This window comes from Priestia filamentosa (assembly GCF_900177535.1).
Taxonomy (GTDB): Bacteria; Bacillota; Bacilli; order Bacillales; family Bacillaceae_H; genus Bacillus_I; species Bacillus_I filamentosa.
This window is the reverse complement of sequence record NZ_FXAJ01000010.1, coordinates 56,008-68,467: the sequence shown is the minus strand read 5'-3', so window position 1 is coordinate 68,467 and position 12,460 is coordinate 56,008. Positions and strand designations below refer to the sequence as shown.

General features: G+C 36.2%; 9 protein-coding genes and 1 other annotated feature. Of the genes, 2 read left to right on the top strand and 7 right to left on the bottom strand.

What is annotated here, in order from left to right:
• Nucleotides 1-149 precede the first annotated feature (149 nt).
• Both B9N79_RS22855 and B9N79_RS22850 read right to left on the bottom strand, forming a co-directional pair.
• Nucleotides 150-1,298, bottom strand: coding sequence for an MFS transporter (locus B9N79_RS22855; protein ID WP_019395210.1), 1,149 nt, complete (start codon nucleotides 1,296-1,298; stop codon nucleotides 150-152).
• A 5-nt stretch (nucleotides 1,299-1,303) separates the two neighbouring features.
• Nucleotides 1,304-1,705 carry a MerR family transcriptional regulator gene (locus B9N79_RS22850; RefSeq protein ID WP_019395209.1) on the bottom strand — a complete coding sequence of 134 codons (402 nt, stop codon included), beginning with the start codon at nucleotides 1,703-1,705 and terminating at the stop codon, nucleotides 1,304-1,306.
• Nucleotides 1,706-2,032: 327 nt separating this feature from the next.
• On the opposite strand from B9N79_RS22850, the gene aspA reads away from it, so the two are divergent.
• The gene (gene aspA, locus B9N79_RS22845; protein WP_085119001.1) at nucleotides 2,033-3,454 is read left to right on the top strand and encodes an aspartate ammonia-lyase; all 1,422 of its coding nucleotides are present in this window, start codon (nucleotides 2,033-2,035) and stop codon (nucleotides 3,452-3,454) included.
• A gap of 33 nt (nucleotides 3,455-3,487) precedes the next feature.
• On the opposite strand, the gene B9N79_RS22840 is transcribed toward aspA, so the two are convergent.
• From B9N79_RS22840 to B9N79_RS22820, 5 genes are all read right to left on the bottom strand, one after another.
• Nucleotides 3,488-4,735, bottom strand: coding sequence for a glutamate-5-semialdehyde dehydrogenase (locus B9N79_RS22840; protein ID WP_046218256.1), 1,248 nt, complete (start codon nucleotides 4,733-4,735; stop codon nucleotides 3,488-3,490).
• A gap of 13 nt (nucleotides 4,736-4,748) precedes the next feature.
• Nucleotides 4,749-5,864, bottom strand: a complete 1,116-nt coding sequence (gene proB, locus B9N79_RS22835) for a glutamate 5-kinase (protein ID WP_046218257.1) — start codon at nucleotides 5,862-5,864, stop codon at nucleotides 4,749-4,751.
• Between the two features lie 43 nt (nucleotides 5,865-5,907).
• Nucleotides 5,908-6,123 (bottom strand) — a binding site (T-box leader).
• Between the two features lie 58 nt (nucleotides 6,124-6,181).
• The gene (budA, locus tag B9N79_RS22830) at nucleotides 6,182-6,907 is read right to left on the bottom strand and encodes an acetolactate decarboxylase (RefSeq protein ID WP_046218258.1); all 726 of its coding nucleotides are present in this window, start codon (nucleotides 6,905-6,907) and stop codon (nucleotides 6,182-6,184) included.
• A 51-nt stretch (nucleotides 6,908-6,958) separates the two neighbouring features.
• Nucleotides 6,959-7,738, bottom strand: a complete 780-nt coding sequence (locus tag B9N79_RS22825; RefSeq protein WP_046218259.1) for a sporulation protein — start codon at nucleotides 7,736-7,738, stop codon at nucleotides 6,959-6,961.
• Nucleotides 7,739-8,264: 526 nt separating this feature from the next.
• Nucleotides 8,265-9,386: an acyltransferase gene (locus B9N79_RS22820; protein ID WP_019395202.1), complete on the bottom strand. Its 1,122-nt coding sequence runs from the start codon at nucleotides 9,384-9,386 to the stop codon at nucleotides 8,265-8,267.
• Between the two features lie 422 nt (nucleotides 9,387-9,808).
• Between B9N79_RS22820 and B9N79_RS22815 the strand changes: the two genes are divergently transcribed.
• Nucleotides 9,809-12,106: an immune inhibitor A domain-containing protein gene (locus B9N79_RS22815; RefSeq protein WP_046218269.1), complete on the top strand. Its 2,298-nt coding sequence runs from the start codon at nucleotides 9,809-9,811 to the stop codon at nucleotides 12,104-12,106.
• Nucleotides 12,107-12,460: the final 354 nt, after the last annotated feature.

Sequence of the window (12,460 nt, the reverse complement as noted above, 5' to 3'; positions counted from 1 at the left end):
AAAAGATTGTATATTTTTGAAAACAGAATCCATTTTCCTATATCTTTTCCCGCTTTACTTTTTACCTATGAAAAAGCAAGGTTGGCTTATGCTTTTTTAAAGATCCTCAAAAAAAGTCAGGCTTCCTGAGCCTGACTTTTTTGTCTACCTTATAAAGCGGTTTTTTCTGTTTTTCTTACTGGAATCATAATTAAGAGGAATGCTACAAATCCTAAAATTGCTGCAACTAAGAATGGGCTTTGGGGAGAAAGTGACTCTCCTAGCACACCTGATAAAAGAGGAGCAATTGCGGCTCCAAGCCAACGAATAAAGTTGTAACCTCCAGACGTAATTGCACGCTCATATGGTGAATTCCCCATTACATGTGTTGTAAAGAGCGCATTGTTCAATCCAGACGCTAGTCCAGATAAGATGATAATCACGATTTTTAACCATAAAGGCTGAACAACAAATAGTAAAACAAGCATAATTGCAAATACAATTAATGATACTTTAAGAAGTGTTTTTGGGGTCCATTTTTTCTCAAGCTTATGAGAAAGAACAGCAGAACCATATGCTAAGCACAATCCCCAACCGAAGAAAACAAACCCAATTTGAATAGCTGATAACCCTAAAACGAGTGGAGAGTATGCTAAAACTGTAAAGAAACCATAGTAATAAAGCATGCCTGAGAAAGCACCTTGTAAAAATGGTTTATATGCAAAAAGCTTAACCATTTCTTTTATCCCTGGCGCCTGTCTTTTTTGTTTTAGTGGTGGTTGTTTTACAAAGAAGCTTACAAGAATAAAGGCTAAAAGAATAAGAATGCTTGTTACAAAGAATGGATAACGCCATGAGATGCCACCTAAAATCCCTCCAACTAATGGACCTGCTGCCATTCCAAGACCAATTGCAGCTTCATACATTCCAATTGCTCCGCTTGCATCACTTGAAAGAGCAATAAGAAGCGTCATTGCTGTTGCAAAGAATAAAGCGTTCCCTAATCCCCAACCAGCTCTAAATCCGGAAAGTGCGCCAATTGAATTAGAAATTGCACAAAGAAATGAAAAGACGGTAACAATAGCTAAGCCAGTTACCATAAGTTTTTTATCACCAAGCTTTGCTGCAAATAGCCCTGCTGGAATCATCATAATGGCCATTGTAAAAATATAAGCCGTAAAAAGCATTTCAACTTGCCAGTGACTTGCACCAATTTGCTTTGCAATCTCTGGAAGAATAGGGTCAACAACCCCTATTCCCATAAATGCTAGGAAAGTTGCAAAAACGGTAATAATGCGTCCTCTTTTTGCATTTTCCATCTTCATCACTCCTCTAATGTTGTTTTGAGATATTTTGTTCTATCCATCAGTTCATGAAGATCTTGTTCAAATCGCTGCATACGTTGGATTTTGCGGGCGAGTCCATTAATTTGAACTGACAGTCTTTCTTGGAAATCCTCCAACCCTTCTTTAGTCAATTCTCCACCTGCTCTTCTTCGCTCAATCCGCTTTTTTAAGTGAACGAACTGTTGAAGTTCTTGAAGAGAAAAGCCAAGCACTTCTTTAGCTTCAATGATCTTTTTTAATTCATTAATATTTTCCTCAACGTATAGTCTTGTGTTTCCTTTTGTACGCTGTGGAGGTGTAATAAGTCCAATTTCTTCATAATACCGAATCGTTCGTTTAGTAAGCCCTGTCATCTTCATTACATCATCTATTTTATACAAGAAATGCTCTCCTTTATATTTAACGTTAACGTAAGATTATATATTTATCGTACTCCTCATTAATATAATTGTCAACTAAATGAAATATACACTATATTAAATATTTTTTTAAATTATCGAATCTCAGAGAAAAAGAGGAAAATATTTTGCCCTATTTTCCTCTTTTAGTGGTACCATCAAAAAGAATAGCTGTGAATATTTTATGCATTTTTTTCCTACTTTCTAACAAGACTAACTAAGTAGAAAAAAAGACAGTAAAAATGTAAGCACTATCGAAATGAAAGAATCATACATCTAAACAACGAAGATTGTAATGGAGGTTCGAAAATGAGAGAAGAGAATGTTCGAGTAGAGAAAGATTTCTTAGGAGAAAAGCCTGTTCCAGACGAAGCCTATTACGGCATTCAAACACTGCGTGCAGTAGAAAATTTTCCGATTACAGGCTATCGAATTGATAAAGAACTTATAAGAGCTCTTGCTATTGTAAAAAAAGCTGCGGCTCTTGCTAATATGGATGTAAAACGCCTTTATGAAGGTCTCGGAGAAGCAATTGTTAAGGCTGCAGACGAAATCATTGATGGAGAGTATCACGATCAATTCATCGTTGACCCTATTCAGGGCGGAGCAGGAACATCAATTAATATGAATACAAATGAAGTCATCGCAAACAGAGCACTTGAGGTTTTAGGTAAGAAACGTGGAGATTATTTCACACTCAGTCCAAACTCACATGTAAATATGTCTCAATCAACAAATGACGTATTTCCAACTGCTATTCATATTTCAACGTTAAACCATCTAGAAGGTTTACTTATTACAATGGATAAAATGCTCCAAACCTTTCGCCAAAAAGCAAAAGAATTTGACTCGGTCATCAAAATGGGACGTACTCATTTACAAGATGCCGTGCCAATCCGACTTGGACAAGAGTTTGAAGCATATAGTCGTGTTTTAGAGCGCGATATTAAACGAATTAAACAATCTCGCCAGCATCTCTATGAAGTAAATATGGGAGCAACAGCTGTAGGAACTGGACTAAATGCAAATCCTAAATATATTAAACAAGTTGTTTCCCATCTTGCAGAGATTAGTGGCTTCCCCCTTGTAGGAGCCGAACATCTTGTTGATGCGACTCAAAATACAGATGCTTATACAGAAGTCTCTGCTGCTTTGAAGGTCTGCATGATGAATATGTCTAAAATTGCAAATGACCTTCGCTTGATGGCTTCTGGACCTCGAGCAGGTTTGAATGAAATCAACCTTCCTGCTCGTCAACCCGGCTCATCTATCATGCCAGGAAAAGTAAATCCTGTTATGGCGGAATTAATTAACCAAGTTGCCTTCCAAGTTATCGGAAATGATAACACAATCTGCCTTGCTTCTGAAGCTGGACAACTTGAACTAAACGTAATGGAGCCTGTTTTAATCTTCAACTTGCTTCAGTCTATCAATATTATGAACAATGCATTCCGTAGTTTTACAGATCATTGCTTAACAGGAATCGAAGCGAATAAAGAACGATTAACGAAATATGTAGAAGAAAGCGTTGGATTAATTACAGCTGTTAACCCGCATCTTGGCTATGAACCTGCTGCCCGCATTGCTCGCGAAGCCATTCTAACAGGAAAATCAATCCGGGAGCTTTGTCTAAAATATGATGTTCTTTCAGAAGAAGCGCTAGATCGTATTCTCGATCCATATGAGATGACACACCCTGGAATTGCAGCTGAAGAGCTCTTAGAAGACTAATAAAAAGGCTAGCATACGCTAGCCTTCTATTGTTCATTTTTTGACTTGTCCGTCTCCTCTAATCATAAACTTAGTGGAGGTTAGGGCCTTTAATCCCATCGGTCCTCGCGCATGAAGCTTTTGTGTACTAATACCAATTTCTGCTCCAAACCCGAATTCAAATCCATCCGTAAAACGAGTTGAGGCATTATGATAAAGAGCTGCTGCATCTACAGAAGTAAAAAATTCCTTTACATGACTTTCATCATTTGTAATGATAGCCTCTGAATGCTTTGTTCCATATTTATTAATATGTGAAACAGCTTCCCCAACAGATAATACACGCTTCATTGCTACCGTTTTATTTAAATACTCTTGTTCCCAATCATCTTCAGTTGCTCTTTGTACCTGACTGTGAAGCTGACAAACAGCTTCATCGCCATGCACTGCCACTCCATGGTCCATTAACAGGGAAAGAAGATCTTTACCGTGGAGGGCAAGCCATGCATCATGAACAAGGACTGTCTCAATTGCGTTACAAACAGATGGACGCTGTGTTTTGGCATTAACAACAATTTCGAATGCCATTTTTACATCTGCAGATTCATCAATGAAAATATGGCAATTACCTGCACCTGTCTCTAATACAGGAACAGAAGCCTCTCTTACAACGGTCTGAATAAGATTTTTACCCCCTCTTGGGATGAGAACATCTAAATACTCATTAAGTGTGAAGAGCTCTTTAGCTGTTTGGCGACTTGTATCTTCAATAAGTTGGACAGCATCTTGTGGAAAACCAGCCTTTTTTAACCCGTCATGGATTACGTTTACGATTGCTTTATTAGAATAATGAGCAGAAGAGCTTCCTCTTAAAATAACAGCATTACCTGTTTTCAAACAAAGAGTTGAGGCATCCACTGTCACGTTTGGTCTTGCTTCGTAAATCATTCCTACAACTCCGAGAGGAACACGCACTTCAGTAATTTTAAGTCCATCATTTCTCTCAATTGTTTGTAGTACTTCACCTGTTGGATCTTCTAACTTAACAAGTTGCTCAATTCCATGAGCCATTCCTTCCAGCCTTTCAGTTGTTAAAAGAAGACGGTCTAATAAGGAATCATCTACACCTTTTGCTCGATTTTCTTCAATATCCTTAATGTTCTCTTCTAATATATAGCTACTTTGAGCCAAAAGTTGTGCTGCAATGCTTGTTAATGCACTATTTTTTTCATCTGTTGTTTTATGAACAAGAACAGATGCTGCTTCTTTTGCTCTTTGACCTTTTTCAATTACTTCACTCATCTTTTCTCCCCCTCTATCTTAATAAAAGATTATGCTGTCCAACCCATTGATTGCGATGGATCACTTCATAAGAAGAACGTTCAATGCTATGTGCAACCTCATCACTTCGCTTACCTTTTAAACGATTTAACTCTTCTGATGAATAACACACCTCTCCTTTACCAATTATCCCATTTTTTCCTTCTACTTCAATAACGTCTCCTTCTTTAAAAACGCCTTCTATTTCAACGACTCCTGCCAGAAGAAGACTTCTTCCATCTTTCACTAACGCTCTTTCTGCCCCTTCATCAATCATTACTTTTCCTTTCAAAGATGAATGAAAAGCAATCCACTGTTTACGGGTATTAAGGCCTGTTACTTTGGCTCCTACGTACGTACCGTCTCCGTTTCCTTCCAAAACCTCGAGCAGCTTCTTAGGTCCTTGGCCACTTCCAATAAAGGTTGGTACACCAAGAGATAACGCCATTTCTGCAGCAAAAAGTTTTGATTTCATTCCTCCTGTCCCAACTTTGGAACCTTCAGCACTTGCTACTGACAAAAACTCTTCTGTGATTTGTTCAAGGTAGTCAATCCGTTTGGCATCCGGATTTTTATTTGGGTTATCATCATAAAGGCCATTTATATCTGTAAGGATAATGAGACGATCAGCGTGAATTAAGCCACTTAAAAGAGCTGAAAGCATATCATTGTCACCAAATGTAAGCTCTTCAATTGAAACTGAATCATTTTCATTTACAATAGGCAAAACAGAGCGTTCTAAAAGTTCGGAGAGCGTATCATATGCATTGCTATAACGCTCACGATGAGCAAAATCTTGGCGAGTCAACAAAATTTGAGCTGGTTTTATTCCACAAGTGCTGAAAGCTTCAATATAAGCACTCATTAAAACACTTTGCCCAAGAGCTGCTGATGCTTGCTTTCCTTTGATTGTGACAGGTCTTGAAGGATATCCAAGCTCTGTAAACCCTGCTGCAACTGCCCCTGAAGAAATTAATACAACTTCATGCCCCTCAGCACGTAAAGTAGCGATAGATTCCGCATGTTCACGCAACTTTGTATTATCAATTCCACCACTTGTATTTGTTAATGAACTGCTTCCAATCTTTACAACAACACGCTGTTTTTTCATCTTTTCCCCTCCACATATACAAAAAAGCCCTCTCACATCCTAACAAAAGGACGGAGAGGGCTTTTTCCGCGGTACCACCTTATTTGAGCACAAGTTATTATACTCCACTTTTTCCGTTAACGCCGGTACACACGCTTAGATTTTCCCTCTAAGACTCTGAGGTAGGTTCATTAGCTCCTCCATGACAAGGTTTTGCAGCCGATGAACCTCGCTCTCTTACATGGGAAATCTAATTACTATTCCTCTTCAACGTTCTAATTTTTCTTTATTATGCCGAGAAAAAAGAACGGTGTCAAGAAGATCTTTTTTTACAATTTTCAACCTTCCGTTTTTTCAATTTCTTCTGCCATCTTTCCATGCATTAAATCTGCTTCTAAAAACTCTTTTGTTTTTGGCAGTACAAACTGAAGGTTAGCATGTTCTCCTATTTCAACCGTGCCACTTTCTATTTCAAAATCAAAGATGTGGCCTCCACCTTGTTTGTCTTCACTAATAAAATGAAGGTGATAACCAGCAACAGCCAGTCCTTGAACATACCGGGGCGTGTAAAACCCAACAATTGTTCCTTTGCAATCTTTAAATGTAGAAACATCCTGTTCTTCAACAACATCTGTCATTGAAGAATATGGGGGCTCCTGCTTAGAAACTGTTCGCGTCTTCATACTACGAAATGAGCCTGTAATACGAATAGAATAAAATAAATTTTCGCTAGGTAATATACTAGAGATAAATTGTTCAATTTGCTCCTTTGTTCCATTCTCTTGGATTCGATATGTTAAAGAAGGATTAAAGAAAGTAACAGCGGCAAAAGGGGTTTTCTCATCTTCTTTTACTTCTCTAATCGTGCCATCTCCTTGTAGACGATAAAATTCCCCGTCAACCGCTAACATTTCACCATCTAGTTTGTTGAATGTGCCGATTCCAAAATCGCCGTGCTTTTTCACTATACTAAAAGGAACTTCCCCTTCAAACACGCCATCTAGTAAAGCACTGAAGGTTGATACTTGATAGATATTATCACCTTGTCGTTTACCTTCTGTCACGTTACTTTCATCCTTTCTCTTCTATGTTCTTACTTTCATCAATATCATTTTTCACCCTGCATGTTGGTTGATTAAACTTTGGAGCTTTGTTTCAATATGCTTTTGTCCTGACTCAAGCTCTACCTTATCAAAATACACACGAAGGAGACGTTCCCCATCGTTATACATTTCCTCAAGCCATCCAAACATACCTCTTGCTTTTCGATCTACCTCAACAATTACTTCTAAGCCATGGTCTTCGAGCTGGAAAACAAGTTCAAGCTCATCAAGTTTTCCTCTATATTGCGAAGAAAACGGGCGAAATTCAAATTCTTGAACAAACGGCAAACGTCGTCGAAAATACGGAGCATGTTCGCAATCTGCTTCATGGAGTCGAAAACCTATTTGTTCAACAGCTTGAAGCACATTGTTAACCCACCTATGTGGCACAACTTTGATAGAATCGTTATCTTTGCTATCAACACCTTTTTCAATATCAACATCTGTATGAAGCCAGACACTCACGTTTCGCACGCTAACAGGTGTATCTAAAGGAAGCTGGAATGAGAAAGGAAAATCTTTTTGCTCTCCCGCTTTAATAATGAAAGAATTTGTTACGCGATGAGATAACAACTTCACTTCACGATAGTGTTTCTTGTCATCTTCTTCAATAAGATACTTTGTCATAACTTCAATATCGATGTCACTCATTGATTGCTCCACATTACCTCCTGTAACATGGACGACACCTGTAACTTCTTCTCCTTGAGAATATGATGATGAATGTAAGATAGTATCAACTTTAGCAGAACCAATTCCTATACTTGCTGCAACTTTCTTAAAAAAAGACATATGAACCATCTCCTTATATAGCCTACATTGATGTGAAGCCTCATAATTTTTCTCTGTATCACTTTATACGCTTCATATGTCTTTTTGGTTGCATTTTTTAAAAAGTTATATTCTACTTAACTGCCTTTTGAAGTTCGTTTTCTTTAATTAAGTCAGCGGTAAGTTGTCCAGATAAAACAACCATTGGAACTCCTCCACCTGGGTGTGTAGAGCTTCCTAAAAAATACAACCCTTCATATTCTTTTTTTATTCTTTGTTTTGGATGATAAATAAGAAATTCAATTATCCATATCAGTCTTCAAATAGTAACTACTAGAGTAAAAACTTTCATTTAATCATCATATGTTTCATTATATTTTTTTACATATGTTCTTTTGATTAATAATGAATAAAACAGAAAATACAGACTATTATAATCATATCCTTTTTTCCCTATTCAAACTAACTTAAACGCTGTTTAGTGAAGAACACACAAAAAAGGCTACAAACTACGTAGCCTCTTTTGGACACATTATATAATCTATATCTACCCCTTCAATGTAGAAGATTTATTTTCGTAAAGAAAGACTGCCTTTTTCGGAAGCTTTCCAAACATAAAGTTGGCAAAGGGTAGAAACTTATGAGTAGCCCATATGATTGTATAACAAAGGAAAACAACCGCAATATATGTTGCAAGCATACTAAAATGGAAAGTCATGTTTGCTTGCAACGGAATAAATTTGGCCACTCCTGTAAGAACAAGCGGATGAATCAAGTAAAATCCAAAGGAATAAACAGCAATATTTTTAACAATAGTCATATATTTTGGAGAAAACTTTTGAGCTAATATTTCAGCCACAAGGAATGCTGTATAACTTCCTACTACCATAAATATTAAATTACACATGTTATATATAGCAGCCGGTAAATGTAACGTCTGCATTGTATATATATGATAGTGGAGTATAACCGTTATTGTACCAATAGCAAATGTAAAGAGTAACAATAAGATATTTGACTTTTTAAACGCTTTTCTCCGCAGTTCTTGATAGTGAACCCCAATCCAAGCTCCTAGTAAAAACGTAGCTAAACTGCCTACAAATAAATTAAGGGTTGTGAAATGATAAGCTGAATTTAATAAAGAATAGCAGACTTGAATTGCAATGCCAAAGAGCCACATATACTTCCTAAAAAACATCGATTTTTGCGCAATGTACACAAAAATGGGTAGTACAAGATAAACTTGGACAATTAGAAAAATAAAATGAAGCTGATAATATGACTCACCTCTTGCAATACGTATAAGTGCTTCTTGCAAATTAAAAGTGTCCATAGATCCCCAGTGAGAGTAAATTTCATAAATAATAGCCCAAACAAGATAAGGAACTAAAATGTAGGACACTCTTTTAACGTAATAATTTTTCCACAACGATACCGTTAAAGGTCGGTTGATATAGTTGTAAAAGAAAACCATTCCTGTAATCACAATGAAAATACCTGCTTCAATTCTAATGATGCGATTAATGAAATGGTACTTTTCATAAGCGCCTGTCCCAGCTAGTAATGTATAAGTATAGGCTCCTGTGACATGCACAAGGATAACCATCAACATCGCAAATATCCTCAAAAAATAGATAGAATTAATATTTGGTTTTTTTTGCTTTTTCATTTACTAAATTTCCCTCCCTAATACATCTTCTGAAGAAAATAAGTGAATCGTTATGCAACTATAAAAATAACATATTTATAGGGATAAACCATTGGAAATTTAACACATGTTAAAAAATTAAAATTTAAATTTTCTGTTTTTTATGTATATTCCTTCTCTTCATTTATCTTTTATACGTGTTCAAAACTTTCTTCCCTTAAAAGAATATTTCCTCTATTTATTTAGCAGTTTTTAATGTTTATATATTTAAATTTTTATAAATACATCAAAACCTCTATCTAATAAATAATATATTGACAAATTTTATCAAAATATTAAACTATATTTATCTATATTTTCTGAAAATTATTTTTAAAGGAGATGAAATATTGAAAAAGAGAATATTGACTAAAAGTTTCTTTGGACTTTGTTTGGCTAGCTCAATGTTTCTAGCACCACTAGGAGGACAAGCTTCTGCCCAGACACATGAGAAAATAAACCCTTCCCCTCCTATTGATCCAGGACTTATTCCTGAAGAAAGGCTAGCAAAAGAACTTCAAGAGAAAGGCATCATAAGTAAATCCCTCAAGAATACTTCATTAGACCGCGCTGTTGAAAACTATATTAACCAAAAAATTGCAGAAAAAAATACAGAACACCCTCAGAAAGCTGCATTTAATCAAAAAGCTGAAAAACTAGTTGAAAAGCAACAAAAAAAGCTAGCCAAACAACTTGAAAAAGCAAACAAACAAATTAATAAAGGAAAAGATGGAGTAAACGTAAAAAAAGCAAAGCAAACAAAATATAATGGTGCTGTCCGTACAGACAAAGTTCTTGTCCTTCTTGTTGAATATAATGACTTTAAGCATAACAATGTTGAGCAAGAAGAAGGATATATGTATGATGATGATTTTAATAAAGAACATTATGATGACTTAATGTTTGGAGATAAGGAGTTCAAGCTCTTTAACGGAGATAAAGTTAAAACATTTAAGCAATATTATGAAGAACAATCTGGTGGAAGCTATACTGTTGATGGAACTGTATCAGATTGGTTGACTGTTCAAGGTAATGCTGCTGATTATGGGGCAGATGGAACAAGTGGACACGATAACGCAAGTAGTACAAAAGGTCCCCGTGGACTAGTAAAAGACGCTTTAGATGCTGCCGTTAAATCTGGAATTGATTTATCAGACTTTGATAACTATGATTTGTACGATTATGATGGTGACGGAGATGCCAATGAACCAGACGGGCTTGTTGATCACTTGATGATTATCCATGCTGGAACTGGACAGGAAGCAGGCGGTGGCTCCCTTGGGGATGACGCAATTTGGTCACACCGCTGGACATTAGATGGAGTCCATCCTGTTGATGGAACAAAAGCAGATGTTGATTATTGGGGAGGCGAAATGGCTGCTTTTGACTATACCATTCAACCAGAAGATGGAGCAGTTGGTGTTTTTGCTCACGAATATGGACACGATTTAGGATTACCAGATGAATATGATACACAATATAGCGGAGAAGGAGAACCTGTTGCCTCATGGTCTATTATGAGCGGCGGTAGTTGGAATGGAAAGATCGCAGGTACAGAACCAACGAGTTTCTCTCCTCAAAACAAGGAGTTTTTCCAAACCACAATGGGAGGAAATTGGGCTAATATTGCAACAGTAGACTATACAGATATTAATAAGTATGGAGTTGGAGCTGTTTTAGATCAAAGTGTAACAAAGTCTAATAACCCAGGTATTGTAAAAGTCAATTTACCTCCTAAAAAAGTAAACGGAATCTCCCCTGCTTTTGGTAAACAATATTACTATAGTACAAAAGGAGATAATTTAAATCATACGTTAAAGACACCACAGTTTGATTTAACAAATGCAAAAACGGCAAGCTTCCAATACAAAGCCTTCTATGATATTGAATATGATTATGATTTTCTTCATGTTTATGCAGTAACAGATGATGGAACTAAAACAGAAATTGATACAATTGGAGACGAAGATACAGATAGAGATGGACGTGCAGAATCTACAAAAGGAAAATGGATTGATAAAAATTACAACTTAACTCCTTTTATAGGAAAGAAAGTACATCTTGAATTTAATTATGTAACAGATGGTGGTTTATCATTAGATGGTTTTGCATTAGATGAAGCAAATGTATTTGTTGACGATGAAAATATATTTAAAGATGATAGTGAAGGAACTCCTAAATTAGAAATGGATGGGTTTATTCAATCAAATGGAACATTTTTAAAAGATCATTACTACTATCTAGAATGGAGAAACTATGCCGGAAGTGACAAAGCTCTAGAGTATTCAAGAAATGCGAAGTACAATACAGGGCTTGTCGTTTGGTATGGCGATGAAAGCTTTACGGATAACTGGGTAGGAGAACATCCTGGTGAAGGGTTCTTAGGAGTAGTGGATGCACACCCAAAAGCTATTGCAGGCAAAAAGGATGGGAAGATAACGTATAGCCAAAGCACACGTTATCAAGTCGCGGATGCAGCTTTCTCATTTGATCGTACCGAACCATTCTCTCTAAATGATTTAACGCGTGGAAGCTATAACTTCTATTCTCTAAAAGGAAATAGAGTTTTTGATGACTCCCAAAAATATATTGATCAAAATATTCCTGATGCAGGTAAAATTTTACCTCAACTTGGTCTAAAGTTTGAAGTCATGGGTGAAGCAAAAGATAATTCAGCAGGACTTGTATGGATTCACAAATAAAAAAAGGCAGCCTTTTTTAAGGCTGCCTTTTTCTTTATTTGTTCTCTTCACTCTAGTTTATAGGAATCATTCTTATTTAAATTGTATAATTCTGTAACAAAAGTAGGTATTCGTTGCACTTATTTTAACATTATTACAATAAAACCTTTATTTTCCTAAATTCTATTATTCTCTAATTTTTTCTTATTTTGTCCCTCAGCCCTTCTCCTGATTGACCTCAATCTAGTTTTCTATAAAAAAGTAGCCCTAACCATCTAAAAAAATAAATTTCTTTTCTAAGTCTCTATATCTAGGGAAGAAGCAGTATAACCCTTGATATAAGCGCTAAATAGTAACAAAGTTACCTTCCTTTTT